Source organism: Mesorhizobium sp. B2-7-2 (genome assembly GCF_006440775.1).
Lineage (GTDB): Bacteria > Pseudomonadota > Alphaproteobacteria > Rhizobiales > Rhizobiaceae > Mesorhizobium.
In genome coordinates this window covers 142,679-159,170 of sequence record NZ_VFTZ01000008.1, presented here as the reverse complement: position 1 = coordinate 159,170, position 16,492 = coordinate 142,679, and the positions used below count along the sequence as shown (strand labels likewise).

General features: G+C 64.3%; 14 protein-coding genes. 5 read left to right on the top strand and 9 right to left on the bottom strand.

What is annotated here, in order from left to right:
• Positions 1–205 precede the first annotated feature (205 nt).
• The gene (gene parC, locus FJ425_RS13490) at positions 206–2,461 is read right to left on the bottom strand and encodes a DNA topoisomerase IV subunit A (RefSeq protein WP_140724093.1); all 2,256 of its coding nucleotides are present in this window, start codon (positions 2,459–2,461) and stop codon (positions 206–208) included.
• A gap of 73 nt (positions 2,462–2,534) precedes the next feature.
• On the opposite strand from parC, the gene FJ425_RS13485 reads away from it, so the two are divergent.
• Both FJ425_RS13485 and FJ425_RS13480 read left to right on the top strand, forming a co-directional pair.
• A complete protein-coding gene (locus tag FJ425_RS13485; protein WP_140724090.1) occupies positions 2,535–2,855 on the top strand; it encodes a hypothetical protein in 321 nt (106 codons plus the stop codon).
• Between the two features lie 24 nt (positions 2,856–2,879).
• Positions 2,880–4,070, top strand: coding sequence for a hypothetical protein (locus FJ425_RS13480; RefSeq protein ID WP_140633981.1), 1,191 nt, complete (start codon positions 2,880–2,882; stop codon positions 4,068–4,070).
• 97 nt (positions 4,071–4,167) lie between these two features.
• Here the strand turns inward: FJ425_RS13480 and aspS are convergent, their stop codons facing one another.
• Both aspS and FJ425_RS13470 read right to left on the bottom strand, forming a co-directional pair.
• Positions 4,168–5,958, bottom strand: coding sequence for an aspartate--tRNA ligase (aspS, locus tag FJ425_RS13475; RefSeq protein ID WP_181164979.1), 1,791 nt, complete (start codon positions 5,956–5,958; stop codon positions 4,168–4,170).
• Between the two features lie 121 nt (positions 5,959–6,079).
• Positions 6,080–6,838, bottom strand: coding sequence for a DeoR/GlpR family DNA-binding transcription regulator (locus FJ425_RS13470; protein ID WP_140633985.1), 759 nt, complete (start codon positions 6,836–6,838; stop codon positions 6,080–6,082).
• Between the two features lie 113 nt (positions 6,839–6,951).
• On the opposite strand from FJ425_RS13470, the gene FJ425_RS13465 reads away from it, so the two are divergent.
• On the top strand, positions 6,952–8,160 hold the full coding sequence (locus tag FJ425_RS13465) for an MFS transporter (RefSeq protein ID WP_140724087.1): 1,209 nt from the start codon (positions 6,952–6,954) through the stop codon (positions 8,158–8,160).
• 129 nt (positions 8,161–8,289) lie between these two features.
• Entirely contained in the window at positions 8,290–9,441 is a 1,152-nt protein-coding gene (gene rnd, locus FJ425_RS13460; RefSeq protein WP_140541249.1) for a ribonuclease D, read from the top strand.
• 208 nt (positions 9,442–9,649) lie between these two features.
• Here the strand turns inward: rnd and FJ425_RS13455 are convergent, their stop codons facing one another.
• The 4 genes from FJ425_RS13455 to FJ425_RS13440 form a co-directional block, all read right to left on the bottom strand.
• Positions 9,650–10,069, bottom strand: a complete 420-nt coding sequence (locus FJ425_RS13455; RefSeq protein ID WP_140724084.1) for an MAPEG family protein — start codon at positions 10,067–10,069, stop codon at positions 9,650–9,652.
• Positions 10,070–10,079: 10 nt separating this feature from the next.
• Positions 10,080–10,625, bottom strand: coding sequence for a hypothetical protein (locus FJ425_RS13450; protein ID WP_246673476.1), 546 nt, complete (start codon positions 10,623–10,625; stop codon positions 10,080–10,082).
• Between the two features lie 43 nt (positions 10,626–10,668).
• Positions 10,669–12,171, bottom strand: coding sequence for an IMP dehydrogenase (gene guaB, locus FJ425_RS13445; RefSeq protein WP_140541247.1), 1,503 nt, complete (start codon positions 12,169–12,171; stop codon positions 10,669–10,671).
• A gap of 165 nt (positions 12,172–12,336) precedes the next feature.
• Positions 12,337–12,573 (bottom strand): type II toxin-antitoxin system prevent-host-death family antitoxin, encoded by a 237-nt coding sequence (locus FJ425_RS13440; protein ID WP_140541246.1) that lies wholly within the window; start codon positions 12,571–12,573, stop codon positions 12,337–12,339.
• Between the two features lie 207 nt (positions 12,574–12,780).
• Here FJ425_RS13440 and FJ425_RS13435 point away from each other — a divergent pair, with 207 nt between their 5' ends.
• Positions 12,781–14,202, top strand: coding sequence for an MFS transporter (locus tag FJ425_RS13435; RefSeq protein WP_140724081.1), 1,422 nt, complete (start codon positions 12,781–12,783; stop codon positions 14,200–14,202).
• A 164-nt stretch (positions 14,203–14,366) separates the two neighbouring features.
• Here FJ425_RS13435 and FJ425_RS13430 read toward each other — a convergent pair whose 3' ends face one another.
• Both FJ425_RS13430 and FJ425_RS13425 read right to left on the bottom strand, forming a co-directional pair.
• Positions 14,367–15,062 (bottom strand): RlmE family RNA methyltransferase, encoded by a 696-nt coding sequence (locus FJ425_RS13430; protein WP_140724079.1) that lies wholly within the window; start codon positions 15,060–15,062, stop codon positions 14,367–14,369.
• Positions 15,062–16,411 carry a Ppx/GppA phosphatase family protein gene (locus tag FJ425_RS13425; protein ID WP_140724076.1) on the bottom strand — a complete coding sequence of 450 codons (1,350 nt, stop codon included), beginning with the start codon at positions 16,409–16,411 and terminating at the stop codon, positions 15,062–15,064. The genes FJ425_RS13430 and FJ425_RS13425 overlap by 1 nt, the downstream gene beginning before the upstream one ends.
• Positions 16,412–16,492 lie beyond the last annotated feature (81 nt).

Genomic DNA, 16,492 nt, shown 5'->3' with positions numbered 1-16,492 from the left:
TAGATGCCCTTGCCTTCTCCCCTTGTGGGAGAAGGTGGATCGGCGCGCAGCGCCGAGACGGATGAGGGGTGTTCCAGCGGAGTGAGGCGTTGGCGACCTCTACCGCCGCACCCAATGCTGGCTTAAGTCCGTGCCAAGCTGGAACACCCCTCATCCGTCGCCTTCGGCGACACCTTCTCCCACAAGGGGAGAAGGGGGAGCCTCGCTACCCGAATTTCCCCGTCCTGGGGAAACCCTTCGGCACCATGCGGCCGGCGGCGGCGCGGGCTCCGATCCACTCGGCCAGCTCCTCGCGCGACTTGGTGAAAGTGCGATCGGCCGAATCCTGCCAGGAGAGCCCCGTCTGCAGGGTGAAGGTCTTCAGGTCCAGCACGCCGCCGTCCTTGTACTTCTGCAGCCGCACGCCCTTGCCGCGCGCCATCTCCGGGATTTCGGCCAGCGGGAAGACCAGCAACTTGCGGTTCTCGCCGACGATGGCGAGATGGTCGCCCGAAACCGGAATGCAGCGCTTGGCCTCGTCCGGCGCCTTGACGTTCATCACCTGCTTGCCCTTGCGGGTGTTGGCGACGACCTCCTCCTCCGAAACGACGAAGCCGTTGGCGTCGTATGAGACGAGCAGCAGCTTGCGCTTCGGATCATGGACAAAGGCAGTGACGATGTCCTGGTCGTTCTCCATGTCGACGATGATGCGGATCGGCTCGCCATGGCCGCGCCCGCCCGGCAGCCGATCGGCGCCGATGGTATAGAACTTGCCGCCGGTGGTGAAGACCAGGATCTTGTCCGTGGTCTGGGCATGGAAGGCAAGCTTCAGGCTGTCGCCTTCCTTGAAGGTGAGCTGCGAATGGTCGGCCAGGTGGCCCTTCATGGCGCGCAGCCAGCCCTTTTCCGACACAACGACGGTGACCGGCTCGCGCTCGATCATCGCATGCGCGATGTCGGTCAGGTCGTGCTCGGGCGCATCGGCAAACTGGGTGCGACGCTTGCCGAGCTCGGTCTGCGGACCGAATGTGTCGCGGACCTTGGCGACTTCCCACTTGATCGTCGACCATTGCTTGGCGTCGGACGCCAGCAGGGCCTCGATCTGCTTCTTCTCGGCGGTGAGGCCGTCGAATTCCTTGCGGATCTCGATCTCTTCGAGCTTGCGCAAGGCGCGCAGGCGCATGTTGAGGATGGCTTCGGCCTGGTTGTCGGTGAGCGACCAGCGGGCCATCATCACCTGCTTGGGCTCATCCTCCTCGCGGATGATCCTGATGACCTCGTCGATATTGAGATAGGCGATCAGATAGCCGGCGAGGATTTCCAGCCGCTTCTCGATCTCGTTGAGCCGGTATTTCGAACGGCGGATCAAAACCTCGCGGCGGTGGTCGAGCCACTCCTTCAGCACGCCCTTCAACGACAGGACGTTCGGCACCTTGCCGCGCGACAGCACGTTCATGTTGAGCGGGAAGCGGCTTTCAAGCTCGGTGAGCTTGAACAGCGATTCCATCAGGATGCCGGGATCGACCGTGCGGCTCTTCGGCACCAGGACGATGCGGATGTCTTCCGCGCTCTCGTCGCGGATGTCTTCGAGCAGCGGCAGCTTACGCGCCATCAAAAGCTCGGCGATCTTCTCGATCAGCCTGGCCTTCTGCACGCCATAGGGGATCTCGGTGACGACGATGCTCCAGGTGCCCCTGCCCTGGTCCTCCTGGCCCCATTTGGAGCGCACCCGGAAACCGCCGCGGCCCGTCTCATAGGCTTCGAGGATCGAGGCGCGGCTGTCGACGATGATGCCGCCGGTCGGAAAATCCGGCCCCTGGACGAAATCCATCAACTTCACCACCGGCGCTTCGGGATGCTCGATCAGATGGAGTGCTGCGTCGCAAAGCTCGGCGGCGTTGTGCGGCGGGATCGAGGTCGCCATGCCGACGGCAATGCCCGACGAGCCGTTGGCGAGCAGGTTGGGGAAAGCGCCCGGCAGGACGGACGGCTCCTCGTCCTCTTCATTGTAGGTCGGCCGAAAATCGACCGCGTCCTCGGTGATACCGGCAAGCAGCTCGCTCGCCACCTCGGTCATGCGGGCTTCGGTGTAGCGCATCGCCGCGGCGTTATCGCCGTCGATGTTGCCGAAATTGCCCTGCCCGTCGACCAGCGGGTAGCGCATCGAGAAATCCTGCGCGAGGCGCACCAAGGCGTCGTAGATCGATTGGTCGCCATGCGGATGGAACTTGCCCATCACGTCGCCGACGATGCGGGCGCATTTGGCGAAGCCCTGATCGGGGTTGAGCCTGAGCAGCCGCATGGCATGCATGATGCGGCGATGGACCGGCTTCAGTCCGTCGCGCACATCCGGCAGCGCCCGGTGCATGATGGTCGACAGCGCGTAAGCGAGATAGCGCCGCTCGAGCGCTTCCTTCAGATCGACCGGTTCGATTTTATCGCCGCCGCCATTGTCATCAGGCGGCAAAAGCCTTTTTCCCATGGATTTGGACTAGCCGAGCGGGTGATTCGCGGCAAGCGCCGCGTGAACGTCGGCGCATTCGCCGCGGCCATAGATGCGCAACCGGCGGTGTGAAGAATTTCACGGAAGCGGCGCCGCGGCGGCTGCAATTTGCCGCCGATCTGCAACAGGCTTAGTCGGCAATACAACGCCGGCCAACATCAATCCGTTACATGCGGCCGCTATCTGGCAATGCAACGCGCTGGCGGAGGAAAGCCGCGGTCTTCATGACAAATTCACCCCATCGGGCAATAGCTGCCGACCGGCGTTTGCTTTTCATCGCCGTTTTCGACAAATGGGCCCCGAAATGCCTTTTTCCCGTCCCGTTCGTCACGGAATGGTGATGGAGCAGATGTCAAAAATAATTTCACAATAGCCAATCCAGGACAGGGAACTCGCCATGACAATCCAACGCTCAACACTCAAGAAGCTGGCCTTTTCGACCTTTCTGCTGACGCTGCCGCTCAATTCGGCCTTCGCCGCCGATCCGGCGGTGGCCGAGCGCATCAAGGCGGCCCTTGCCGCCCAGGGCGTCGAGATTTCCTGGACAGGCGTCTCCGGCGACGATTCGAACGCCGTCCTGCAAGGTGTTTCCATCAAGCCGGCGGCCGAGAAGGAAGCGCTGCCGATAGGCGACGTGAAACTGGAAGGGGTCAGCGAAGCCAATGGCGGCTATGAGATCGCAACCCTCTCGACCTCGCCTTTCGAGCACAGCAAGGACGGCGTGACGCTCAATCTCAGCCCGGTGGTCGTCCACGACATGAAGGTCCCGGCCGAAGGCAGCACCGATCCGCTCGGCTCGCTGATGATGTACAAGTCGGCGGAACTCTCCAACATGACGGTCAAGGTCGGCGACAAGACGGCTTTCGCGATGGACGGGCTTGCCGTGCAGATCACCCCGCCGGCCGACGGCAAGGCGATGGACTTCATCGCCAACACCGAAAAATTCACCGCCGACCTGTCGCTGGTCGACGATCCGAAGTCCAAGGAAGCGATCGACGCACTCGGCTACCAGAACATCTCGGGCAACATTGCGATGGCCGGCACCTGGCAGCCGAGCGACGGCAAGATGGAGCTGTCGAAATATGACGTATCGGTCGAAAATGCCGGCACGCTCGGCATGACCTTCAACCTCGGCGGCTACACGCTCGACTTCATCAAGTCGATGCAGGAGATGCAGAAGAAGCTCGCCGCCCAGCCGGAAGGCGCCGACAATTCCGCGCAAGGCATGGCCATGCTCGGCCTGATGCAGCAGCTTTCGTTCAACGGCGCATCGGTGCGCTTCGAGGACGATTCGCTCACCGGCAAGGTGCTCGACTATGTCGGCAAGCAGCAGGGCATGTCGGCCAAGGATGTCGCCAACCAGGCCAAGGCGATCGTGCCGTTCGGCATGGCGCAGCTCAACAATCCCGAGCTGACGGCGGAAGTCTCGGCGGCGGTCAACACCTTCCTCGACAATCCAAAGAGCCTGGAAATCTCGGCCGAGCCGCCGTCGTCGGTACCGTTCGCGCTGATCATGGCCGGCGCCATGTCCAACCCGCTCGACCTGCCGAAGACGCTTGGCGTCAAGGTCAAGGCGAACCAGGACTGATCGGACGGTCAGCTCCAAAGAAAAGCCCGGCAGCGATGCCGGGCTTTTATTGTTGAAGGCGATTCTTGTAGCGAAAAGAATATCCTGGCTACGGCTTTTAGCCTTCCTTCTTCGGCACCGCCACGCGCAGCGACAGCTCGCGCAGCTGCTGCGGGGTCGCTTCGGACGGCGCGCTCATCAGCAGGTCGTAGGCCTGCTGGTTCATCGGGAACATGGTGATTTCGCGCAGGTTCTTGGCGCCGACCAAAAGCATGACGACGCGGTCGATGCCGAATGCCGCTCCGCCATGCGGCGGCGCGCCATACTGGAAGGCACGGTAGAGGCCGCCAAAGCGATCCTCGACCGTCTGCCGATCCAGACCGACCATCTCGAAGGCCTTGACCATGGTTTCCGGCAGATGGTTGCGGATGCCGCCCGAGGCGATCTCGAAGCCGTTGCAGACCGCATCGTACTGGAAGGCCTTGATGCCGAGCGGCTCCTGGTTGGTCAGGGCGTCAATGCCGCCCTGCGGCATCGAGAACGGATTGTGGGCGAAGTCGATCTTCTTCTCGTCCTCGTTCCATTCGAAGAACGGGAAGTCGACGATCCAGCAGAGCTCGAAGCGGTCGCGGTCGACGAGGTTCAATTCCTCGCCGGCTCGGGTGCGCGCCGCACCGGCAAAGGAGACGAACTTCTTCGGGTCGCCGGCGACGAAGAAGGCAGCGTCTCCGTCGGCAAGGCCGAGCTGGAGGCGGATCGCCTCGGTGCGCTCCTCACCGATGTTCTTGGCGAGCGGACCGGCGCCTTCGAGTTTTTCGCCTTCCTTGCGCCAGAAGATGTAGCCGAGGCCAGGCTGCCCCTCGCCCTGCGCCCAGGAATTCATGCGGTCGCAGAAGGCGCGGCTGCCACCGGTCTTGGCCGGGATCGCCCACACCTCGGCTTTCGGATCGTTGGCCAGGATGTTGGCGAAGACCTTGAAGCCGGAATCGCGGAAATGATCGGAAACCGCCTGCATCACGATCGGGTTGCGCAGGTCCGGCTTGTCGGTGCCGTATTTGCGCATGGCAACATCATAGGGGATGCGCGGCCATTCCTTGGTGACGGGCTTGCCATTGGCGAAAGCCTCGAAGACGGACGTCATCACCGGCGCTAGGGTGGAGAGCACATCATCCTGCTCGACGAAGCTCATCTCGAGGTCGAGCTGGTAGAATTCGCCCGGCAGGCGGTCGGCCCGCGGATCCTCGTCGCGGAAGCAGGGTGCGATCTGGAAATAGCGGTCGAAGCCGGAGACCATGATCAGTTGCTTGTACTGCTGCGGCGCCTGCGGCAGCGCGTAGAAGGTGCCGGGATGGATGCGCGACGGCACCAGGAAGTCGCGCGCGCCTTCGGGCGACGACGCGGTGAGGATCGGCGTCGAAAACTCGGTGAAGCCGACCTCCCCCATGCGCTTGCGCATCTCGGCGATGATCTTGGTGCGCGCGACGATGTTCTTGTGCAGCGTCTCGCGACGCAGATCGAGGAAGCGGTATTTCAGACGGATGTCTTCCGGGTAGTCCGGCTCGCCGAACACCGGCAGCGGCAGTTCCTTGGCGGCCGACAGCACTTCGATCTCGCGCGCGAAAATCTCGATTTCGCCGGTCGGCAGGTTCGGATTGACGGTTTCCGGCAGCCGCGCCTTGACCTCGCCGTCGACGCGGATCACCCATTCGCCGCGCAAGGTCTCGGCGACCTTGAAGGCCGGCGAATCCGGATCGGCGACGATCTGGGTCAGGCCGTAATGGTCGCGAAGATCGATGAAGAGCAGCCCGCCATGGTCGCGCACGCGATGCACCCAGCCCGACAGGCGGACGGAATTGCCGACGTCGCTCTTTCTCAACTGGGCACAGGTGTGGCTGCGGTAACGATGCATGGTCATGGGGTAAAGTCCGGAAATTGCGGGCGCCGGCCCGGCTCGAAAATTGGCGCGAAAAGCGCATGAGAGGCCGGCTTTGTCAAGGCAAGCGGTCACATAGACGCGCCGCTGCGACCGTTCAGGCAAAGTGGACTTGCACACCCCGGCTTTGGAAATCGGCGAGCGTTGCAGGAGGCGCGCTCCTTTCCACCACGAGATGGCGGATCGCGTCCGCTTCCGCCACGCGATAGGGCGCGGCGGTGGCGAGCTTGTCGTTGGTGACGGCAATGACGATGCCGGCGCTGTTTCTCGCCATGGCGCGTTTCACCTCGGCTTCGGCCGAATCGAAAGCGGTGACGCCCCGCGTGATATCCAGCCCGCAGGAGCCCAGAAAGAACAGATCGGCGCCGAGCTGCGCCACAGCGGCGAGCGTATCGGTCCCGACGCAGGTTCCGAGATCGGGCATATAGCGGCCGCCGAGCACGATCAGCTCGACCAGCGGAAGGTCCGTCAGAGCCGAGGCGACGCCCAGCGAATTGGTGGCGACGGTCAGCTCCATGTCGCGCGGGATCGCCCGGGCGATCGCCTCGTTGGTCGTGCCGCCGTCGATGAACAGCGACTGCCCCGCGCCGAGCAGCGCAACAGCCGCCTTGGCGAGCCGAGTTTTCTCCTCGACCGCATGACGGCTGCGCTGGCTGAGCGGCGCGGCTGCAAAGGGCCCCGATGGGACAGCGCCGCCATAAACGCGACGCAGCTGCCCGGCCTTCGCCAGTTCCCTCAGATCGCGGCGCACAGTGTCCTCCGACACGCCGAAACGGCTGGCGAGCTCGCCCGCCAGCACCTTTCCGTCGGCCGCAAGCCGGTCGCGAATGAGTTGGTGGCGTTCTTCGGTAAGCATGCACGATCCTATTTATTTGTGCACGTTATTGCATGTTTTGCCTGTTCATGCAAGAAACAACGTCACCGGCAGCCTGAGAGCCGCCGCCAAAAACTCCTTATCGGATTTGCCTGATGACCCTTGGCCTGAAACTCGCCCCCCAGCACCGCGTCTATGCCGGCTTCGCGATCTATTCCTTTGCCATGGGCAATATCTTTCCGCGGCTGCCCGATATCAAGCGGGCCATGCAGATCGAGGACGGCACGCTCGGCCTCGCCCTGATCGGGACGCCGATCGGCACTCTGATCGCGCTGACGCTGGCGACGCCGATCCTGGAGCGCGTCGGCTTCCGCCGCGCACTGCTGTGGCTGGTGCCGCTGCTTGGCTTCGCCTATGCCGTCGCGGTGCATGCGTCGGGCCCCGCGGCCCTGTTCCTGATGCTGCTCCCGGTCGGATTGATGATCGGCAGCATCGAGATCATTTTGAATGTCGAGGCGGACAGGACCGAGTTCCTGCTCAAGCGCCGCATCATGAACCGGGCGCATTCGTTCTGGAGCATCGGCTTCTTCGGCGCCGGCCTGTTCGGCGGCGCGCTGGCGCATCTCGGCCTGTCGCCGCAACTGCATCTGGCGCTGGTGGTGCCGACCGTGGCGGTTGCGATGGCGCTGTTCCTGGGCGGCTTCGAACCCGCACCTGCCCGTTTCGCCGCGACCGGCGACAAGCCGCCGATATTCGCCCGCCCGACGCTGCCGATCCTCATCCTCGTCGCGGTGACACTGTCGGCAATGCTTATGGAAGGCGCCAGTATGGACTGGTCCGCCATCTATATGCGCACAGTGTTCGACTCAGGCCCCTTCGTTGCCGGCTTCACCGTGGCGCTGTTCGCCTTCTCGCAGGCGACGACACGCTTCTTCGCCGACAGCTTTGTCGACCGCCACTCGCCGAGCGGCGTAGCGCGCGTGCTGCTGGCAACAATGGCGGTCGGCGTGTTCATCGTCTTCTTCTCGCCGCTGCCCCTCATCTCGATGCTGGGCTTCGCGCTTCTGGGCATCGGCAGCAGCGCCATCTTTCCGCTGGCGATCTCGGCTGCCGCGCAGCGCACAGACCGTCCGGCGGCGATCAATGTCGCGGCTCTGTCGCAGATCTCCTTCGTCGCCTTTCTGCTTGGCCCGCCGCTGCTCGGCTTCGTGTCGGACCACTGGGGTATCCGCTCGGCCTATGGCTTCGGTATCCCGTTCATCCTGCTCAGCCTGGCCACAGCCGGCGCGCTTGGCCGACGGCCATCGGCCGAAGCCGCGGACACCGCAAGGCAAAGCGTGGAGGCGCAGGCCGGCGAGGCCTGAACCGCCCCGCCGGGCCATCGCATATCGCCATCGCGCGAAACTAGCGGTGCGTGACGACGTCGCGGCGCTTGACGAATGCGCGCGCGGCTGAAATTGAAAGAGGCCTAATATTGTGCCAAAAGCGATTTGATGCAGGTCATCACCACACAAGAAGAACTCGAGAGCGTTGTCGCGGCGTTCGAAAAATCGGAATTCGTTACCGTCGATACCGAATTCATCCGCGAGACGACCTTCTGGCCGATCCTTTGCCTGATCCAGATCGCCGCGCCTGGGATTGAGGCGCTTATCGATCCGTTGTCGCCCGGCATCGACCTGAAACCGTTTTTCCGGCTCATGGCCAACGAAGCGGTGCTGAAGGTCTTTCACGCGGCGCGCCAGGACATCGAAATCATCGTCCATCTCGGCGATCTGGTGCCGCATCCGGTGTTCGACACGCAGGTGGCGGCGATGGTCTGCGGCTTCGGCGACAGCGTTTCCTACGACCAGCTCGTGCAGAAGGTCACCGGAGCCCGGCTGGACAAGTCCTCGCGCTTCACCGACTGGCGGCACCGGCCGCTCTCCGACAAGCAGCTCGAATACGCGCTTGCCGACGTCACCCACCTGATCGAGGTCTACCAGCATCTCAGCGCCGAGCTGAAGCGCGAGAATCGCGGCCACTGGCTGAACGAGGAGATGGATGTCCTCACCTCGCGCGACACCTACGATCCGCATCCCGAGGATGCCTGGAAACGGCTGAAGATGCGGCTGCGCAAACCGCAGGAGCTGGCGATCGTGCAGACGGTGGCGGCCTGGCGCGAGCGCGAGGCGCGCGAGCGCGACGTGCCGCGCGGCCGCGTGCTCAAGGACGACGCGATCTACGAGATCGCCCAGCAGGCGCCGCGCGATGCGGCCGCGCTCGGCAAGCTGCGCACCACGCCGAAAGGTTGGGAACGCTCCGCGACGGCAACCGCGCTGCTCGGCGCGGTCAACGCGGCGCTGGCGCTGCCCAAGGACGCGATGCCGAAACTGCCGAAAAGCGTGCAGCCGCCGGAGGGGTCGAGCGCGGCGGCGGAACTGCTCAAGGTGCTGCTCAGGATCGTCGCGGAGAAGGAAGGCGTGGCCACCAAGGTGCTTGCCTCCAGCGACGATATTGACCGCATCGCCGCCGAGGGCGACGAAGCTGACGTGGCGGCGTTGCAGGGCTGGCGGCGCGCCGTTTTCGGCGAGCAGGCGCTAAGGCTGGTACGCGGCGAGATCGGCATCAAGTTCGACAAGCGCCGGATCGCGTTGTTCGAGTTGTAGCGCCTCCCCCTTCTCCCCTTGCGGGAGAAGGTGGATCGGCGCGCAGCGCCGAGACGGATGAGGGGTGTTCCAGCGGAGTGAGACGCTGGCGTCTTCCTATCGCGGCATCCAACGCTGGCTTACGTCCGTGTCAAGCTGGAACACCCCTCATCCGGCCGCTGCGCGGCCACCTTCTCCCACAAGGGGAGAAGGGAAAGGCCAGCCAGCCTCACACCACGCCCAGCAGGTGGAGCGCGAACCATATCCAGGCGATGAGAAGTATGCCGGCGCCAAGGAAGAAGGCGCGGCTGCGGTGCAGCACATGGTTTCTGTCGAGATGCACCCAGGCGTGGACATAGCGCGTGACTATGAACAGCCACATCAACACCAGCGTCAGGTAGTTCACGCCGTTGGTGACGAACAGCGCCAGGCACAGCACGTGGAAGAGAACCGGCAGCTCGAACTGGTTGATCAGGTCGTTGGCGACGGTGACGCTCGAAGCCGGCTCGGTTGAGCGGACCTTGTACTGACCGGTCCTGGCCTCGCCGGACTTCACGGCGAGATAGCGCCGCTTGAACATCACCAGATAGACGACATAGACCAGAAGAACATGCGCCAGCATCGGCCAGAAGATGGCTGTCTGGCGCATCTGCGTGTCCTCAGCGTCGCCGCCCGGCCAGCGCGAAGACCGCGATGACGAAGACCGGAATCGCCAGCAGCGCGAATTTGGTGACCGTCAGCGAAGAGGCGAAGGCCAGCGAATCGGGATTGGCCAGCTGGAAATCGGAGAGCAGCCGCGCCATGGCAAAATTCTGGGCGTAGTCTGCGACCGCATAGGGCGCCACCAGCACCAGCGAGAACAAGGCCTGCAGCTGCGCCGGCATGGCGCGGAAGGTGCTGAGCCGGCGCCCGAAAGCAAGGACGAGGCTCACCAGCGTCAGCGACAGCAGCGCCGGGAACAAAAGATCGAAGGTCAAATAGTGCCAGACGATGATGATCTCGCCGCCGCGCCGGCCGAGCGCGGTGAGCCACGCCATGCCTTCGTCAGGCGTGAAGCCGGCGATGCGCATGTCGAGCGAGGCCAGGCCGCCGCTCAAGCGCTGGAAATAGAGAAACTCCAGCGCCGTCATGACGAGGAAAAGCGCAATCGAGGCAATGGAGAGCGCCGCCGCGTGACGCGACAGCCGCAGCACCGCCACGCTCAAGTCACGCCACAGTCCCCGGCGGTCGGGCCGATCGGCCTCCCGATCAAATTCCGCCCGGGTAATTGGGGCTTTCGCGGGTGATCGTGACGTCATGGGCATGGCTTTCACGAAGTCCGGCGTTGGATATGCGCACAAAAGTGGCGCGCTCGCGGAAATCTGCAAGGTCACGTCCACCCACATAACCCATAGCGGCTTTCAGGCCGCCTGCAAGCTGGTGCAGCACGCCAGCCACAGGTCCTTTGTAGGGAACCTGCCCTTCAATGCCCTCCGGAACCAGCTTCAGAGTGTCGCGGACCTCCGCCTGGAAGTAGCGGTCGGCCGAGCCGCGCGCCATCGCGCCGACCGAACCCATGCCGCGATAGGCCTTGAAGGAGCGGCCCTGGTGCAGATAGACCTCGCCTGGGCTCTCGTCGGTGCCGGCAAGCAGCGAGCCGATCATGGCCGCACTTGCTCCCGCGGCAAGCGCCTTGGCGAGATCGCCAGAATATTTGATGCCGCCATCGGCAATGACACTGACTCCGGCCCTGCTGGCCGTCTCGACCGCCGACATGATCGCCGACAGCTGCGGGACGCCGACACCGGCCACGATTCTGGTTGTGCAGATCGAACCCGGGCCGATGCCGACCTTGACGGCGTCGGCGCCGGCATCGATCAGCGCCTGCGTGCCGTCGGCCGTGGCGACATTGCCGGCCAGGATGCGCACGGAGTTCGACAGTTTCTTCGCCCGCGTCACCGCATCCAGCACGCGCTGCGAATGGCCATGCGCGGTGTCGATGACCAAAAGGTCGACGCCGGCGTCGATCAGGCGCTCGGCGCGCTCGAAGCCGTCATCGCCGACGCTGGTGGCGGCGGCGGCACGCAGGCGACCTTGCGCGTCCTTGGTGGCGTGCGGGTTGAGCTGCGACTTCTCGATGTCCTTGACGGTGATCAGGCCGACGCAATTGCCATTCCTGTCGACCACCACCAGCTTCTCGATGCGGTGCTTGTGAAGGAGACGTTTGGCTTCGTCCTGGTCGACATTCTCCTTGACCGTGATCAGGTTCTCACGCGTCATCAGCTCGTAGACCTTCTGCGCCGGGTCGGAGGCGAAGCGCACGTCGCGGTTGGTGAGGATGCCGACCAGACGGCCGACCGTATGGCCGCCGGTGCCGCCATTTTCGACCACCGGAATGCCGGAAATCGAATAGGCGCGCATCAGCGCCAGCGCATCGGCCAGCGTTGCGTCGGGGCCGATGGTGACCGGGTTCACCACCATGCCGGATTCGAATTTCTTCACCTGCCTGACCTGCTCGGCCTGTTCGGACGGCGAGAAATTGCGGTGGATGACGCCGATGCCGCCGGCCTGCGCCATGGCGATCGCCAGCCGCGCCTCGGTGACGGTGTCCATGGCCGCCGACAGGATCGGCACGTTGAGATCTATGTCGCCGGCAATGCGGGTGCGGATGTCGGTTTCGCCAGGCATGACTTCGGAATGGCCGGGCTGCAAAAGCACGTCGTCGAAGGTCAGCGCCAGCGCGCCGGTGGACGTTTCGATGATTTTTGCCATGGCCAGTCCTTTTGAATGCGGAAAAGGCGCCAGGCCGATTGGCCAGCGCCGACTCTCATCTTCCCTTTCAGGATTGGCGCTGGCTGGTACCACGTCCTGGGGCGGTTGAAAAGCCGATCGTTGCGGGATGGGACGCGTTCCTGTTTCGCGCCAAGAACCTTATCGTTAGTCGTCGTAAGTGTCGTCGCGTGTCCAGTTTCCGACAGCGACAACCGGCTGTTGTTTGAGCCGAGACAACAACGCTGCGCGCGAGCGGGGAAATAAGTCATGCGCGTCGGCAGGGACGATCCGCGCCATAGGCCGCCCATTGCTTACGACGACATAGCTCCGTCCTTCACTGGCTCCGCGCAGGATGAAGGAGAGTTTGCGTTCGACGTCAGCTATGGAAACGGTGTTGTCCATGTCAGCACTCCATGCAGCATCGGTAGTATGACGGTACGCCCGGTACAACGACATTCCGCCGAGAAATTGCCCTACCACTGGTTGCGCTCCCGCAAAAGTGACAGCAATTTAATGCGACATCCGGGCCGAGGCGTGATAACCGCCCGGTCGCACCGGTTCGCCCCCAAGCCGGGCCTAGAATCGCGAAGACAGATCAGGGCGTTTCCCTTGAACCGCATCATCCCGCTTATCCTGGCGGTCGCATTGTTCATGGAGAACATGGATTCGACCGTGATCGCGACGTCGCTGCCGGCGATCGCTGTCGACATCCACACCAGCCCGATCGCGCTGAAGCTGGCGCTGACGGCTTATCTGGTGTCGTTGGCGATCTTCATTCCGATCAGCGGCTGGATGGCCGACCGGTTCGGCGCCAAAAACGTCTTTCGCGCTGCGATCGGCGTCTTCATCGCCGGCTCGGTTGCCTGCGCGTTTTCCAATTCACTGCCGGCTTTCGTGGTGTCGCGCTTCCTGCAGGGCATGGGCGGGGCGATGATGACGCCGGTCGGCCGCCTGGTGCTGGTGCGCGCCACGCCCAAGAGCGAGCTGGTCGCGGCGATGTCCTGGCTGACCGTGCCGGCGCTGGTCGGCCCGCTCGTCGGCCCGCCGATCGGCGGCTTCATCACCACATACTTCACCTGGCACTGGATTTTTCTGATCAACGTGCCGATCGGCTTCATCGGCATATGGCTCGCCACCCGCTATTTGCCCAGGACGGAGCCCGCCGAGACGCCGCCGCTCGATTTCCCGGGCTTCGTGCTCTCCGGCCTTGCCGCTTCCGGCGTCGTCTTCGGCCTTTCGGTCGTCAGCCTGCCAGCGCTGCCGCCGATGGCCGGCTTCATCACCATTGTCGTCGGCGCGGTCTCGGGCGCGCTCTATCTCCTCCATGCCCGCCGCGCCGGGAACCCGCTGCTGGCGCTGGAGCTGTTCCGCAACCAGGTTTTCCGGTCCTCGGTGCTCGGCGGCTCGCTGTTTCGCATCGGCATCGGCGCGGTGCCGTTCCTTTTGCCGCTGATGTTCCAGATCGGCTTCGGGCTGACGCCCTTCCAGTCCGGCATGATCACCTTCGTCTCGGCGATCGGCGCCATCGGCATGAAGTTCGTCACCGCGCTGATCTTCAGGCTCGCCGGCTTCCGCCGCGTGCTGATCTGGGGCTCGCTTGTCGCGGCCGCATCGATCGCCATCTACGGCCTGTTCACGCCGCAGACGCCTTATGCGCTGATGCTGGCGATCCTTTTGGTCGGCGGCTTCATCCGGTCGATGTTCTTCACCGGCGTCAATGCGCTCTCCTATGCCGAGATCACGCCCGCCGACACCAGCAAGGCGACGCCGATCACGGCGGTTTTCCAGCAATTGTCGATCGCGCTCGGCGTGGCTCTGGCCGGCGGCATCCTCGAAGTATCGACCTCGATCCATGGCGGGCCGCTAACCCTACGGGATTTCCACATCGCCTTCTTCATTGTGGCAGCCGTCTCGGCGGCGGCATCGATCTCCTTCATGCGGCTTGCGCCGGAGGCCGGCAACGCGGTCTCGGGCCACGGCCGGCTGACCAAGCCGAAGACGCTGGAAACGGTCGGGACCGCCGGGAAGTGAGCGCGGCGTTTCCTTCTCCCCCTGTGGGAGAAGGTGGCCGCGAAGCGGCCGGATGAGGGGTGCTCCAGGGAAAGCCAGCGTCTCACTCCGCTGGAACACCCCTCATCCGTCTCGGCGCTAGCGCGCCGATCCACCTTCTCCCACAAGGGGAGAAGGAAAAGGCGCTATCCCTTGAACTCCTTCGCCAGCAAATACAGCTCCACCGATTCATCGCGCGAGGCCGGCGGCTTCACGTGATGGACGGAGCGGAAATTCTGCTTCAGCAATGACAAAAGCTCGTTCTCGGCGCCGCCCTGAAAGGTCTTGGCGAGAAAATGTCCGCCGGGCTTCAGGACGTGCAACGCGAAATCGGCCGCGACCTCGCACAGATGCATGGTGCGCAGATGGTCGGTGCGGCGATGCCCGGTCGTGGGTGCGGCCATATCGGACAGCACCACATCCGGCTGGCCGCCGAGCGCCTCGGCAAGTTTTTGCGGCGCGTCGGGATCGAGGAAATCCATCTGCAGGATGACGGCGCCCGGAACCGCGGCCATTTCGAGATAGTCGATGCCGACGACATGTGGGTTTTCCGCCGTCGACTTCGTCCGCGCGGCCGCCACCTGGCACCAGCCGCCGGGCGCAGCGCCGAGGTCGATGACCTTCATGCCGGGCTTCAGCAGATGATGCTTGTCGTCGATCTCGATCAGCTTATAGGCGGCGCGCGAGCGGTAGCCGTCGGCCTTGGAGCGCTGCACATAGGGATCGTTCATGTGGCGCTCGAGCCAGCGGCGCGAGGATTCCTTCAAGCCGCTCTTTTTCTTGATCCTGGTCTTGAGGACTCGAATGCCGGCGGAACCCGGCTTATCCGGTTTTCTAGCCATCAACGGCCTCGCCCGCCATCGCGCCAGACACCGTCATCAGCCATCAGCTCGCTCAAAATCCCTTCGCGCAGGCCGCGGTCGGCGACGCGCAAGCGTTCGGACGGCCAGACACCGCGGATCGCTTCCAGGATGGCGCAGCCGGCGAGCACGAGGTCGGCGCGGTCGGCGCCGATGCAGGGATTGGCGCAGCGCTGCTGAAAATCCCAGCCGATCAGCCGCTCGATCATGCGGTCGACGCTGTCGCGGTCCATCCACAGGCCGTCGACGCGGCGGCGGTCGTAGCGATCGAGATCGAGATGCACGCCGGCCAACGTCGTCACCGTGCCGGAGGTTCCGAGCAGGTGGAAGTTGGGACTTGCCAGCACATGTGCCAGCCGGTCGCGGCCGTCGAAGACCTTCAGCCGCGCGGCCACGTCGTCGACCATGGCGGCAAAGGTCTCGCGCGTGACCGTGCGGCCGCCGAAGCGCTCGGCGAGCGACACCACGCCGACGGGCAGCGACGTCCAGGAGACAATGTGGTTGGCGAGCCGCGGAGAGCGCCGTCCGGTCAGGTCGATCAGCGCGATTTCCGACGAGCCGCCGCCGATGTCGAACAGCACCACGCCTTGCGTGTCGCGCTCGACGAGCGAGCCGCAACCGGAAACGGCAAGGCGGGCCTCGGTCTGGCGGTCGATGATCTCGAGCTTCAGTCCGGCCTCGCGCTCCACCCGATCCAGGAACTCGACGCCGTTCGCGGCCGAACGGCAGGCTTCGGTGGCGATCAGCCTGGCTTTCCTGATCTTGCGGTTGCGCAGCTTCTCGCCGCAGATCTTCAGCGCCTCGACCGCGCGGTCCATCGCGGCCTGGCTGAGCCGGCCGCTGGCGGTCAGCCCCTCGCCCAGCCTGACGATGCGCGAGAAAGCGTCGATGACGCGGAACTGGCCGTGACGGCCGGGCACAGCGACCAGCAGCCGGCAATTGTTGGTGCCGAGGTCGAGCGCGGCGAAGACAGGCAATTCCTGTTGCGGCGGACGCTGCGGGGTCGCCAGCCTTGGCTCAACCGGCGAAAGCCCGCTTGGAGGCTGCCTTGCCGCCGCGGCGGCAGGCGCGGCATGCGGCACGGCGACATTCTCGTCGCGCGCGAACACCTTGCGGCCGCGCTTGCGCTTGCGTCGCTTGCGCGTCTTGCCTTTCGGTTGATCGCCATGCTGGTCGGCCTGGCTTAGGCCAATCTGTCGCTGGCCGGCATGTCTTTGGCGCGCACCCGCGTGGCGGCTGAATCGCGCCGTGTGCGGGCCCGCCGATTGCGTCGGCGATGCCCCGGACATGCCCACTGCCGACGCGCCCGCGCCGGTATCGTGGTCTTCCACTTTAGTTCCTTCCGGCGCCGCGCGAACCGTTAGCGGACGCAGCAGGCACCTCGATTTGTTTCAAGTTGGCAACAGAGTAGC

Excerpts from the sequence above, each read along its gene's own strand:
- rnd (WP_140541249.1), top strand. The coding sequence starts at position 8,290 with ATGCAGGTCATCACCACACAAGAAGAACTCGAGAGCGTTGTCGCGGCG.
- parC (WP_140724093.1), bottom strand. The coding sequence starts at position 2,461 with ATGGGAAAAAGGCTTTTGCCGCCTGATGACAATGGCGGCGGCGATAAA.
- FJ425_RS13440 (WP_140541246.1), bottom strand. The coding sequence starts at position 12,573 with ATGGACAACACCGTTTCCATAGCTGACGTCGAACGCAAACTCTCCTTC.
- FJ425_RS13485 (WP_140724090.1), top strand. The coding sequence starts at position 2,535 with ATGCGCAACCGGCGGTGTGAAGAATTTCACGGAAGCGGCGCCGCGGCG.
- FJ425_RS13465 (WP_140724087.1), top strand. The coding sequence starts at position 6,952 with ATGACCCTTGGCCTGAAACTCGCCCCCCAGCACCGCGTCTATGCCGGC.
- FJ425_RS13470 (WP_140633985.1), bottom strand. The coding sequence starts at position 6,838 with ATGCTTACCGAAGAACGCCACCAACTCATTCGCGACCGGCTTGCGGCC.
- FJ425_RS13480 (WP_140633981.1), top strand. The coding sequence starts at position 2,880 with ATGACAATCCAACGCTCAACACTCAAGAAGCTGGCCTTTTCGACCTTT.
- FJ425_RS13455 (WP_140724084.1), bottom strand. The coding sequence starts at position 10,069 with ATGCGCCAGACAGCCATCTTCTGGCCGATGCTGGCGCATGTTCTTCTG.
- aspS (WP_181164979.1), bottom strand. The coding sequence starts at position 5,958 with ATGCATCGTTACCGCAGCCACACCTGTGCCCAGTTGAGAAAGAGCGAC.
- FJ425_RS13430 (WP_140724079.1), bottom strand. The coding sequence starts at position 15,062 with ATGGCTAGAAAACCGGATAAGCCGGGTTCCGCCGGCATTCGAGTCCTC.
- guaB (WP_140541247.1), bottom strand. The coding sequence starts at position 12,171 with ATGGCAAAAATCATCGAAACGTCCACCGGCGCGCTGGCGCTGACCTTC.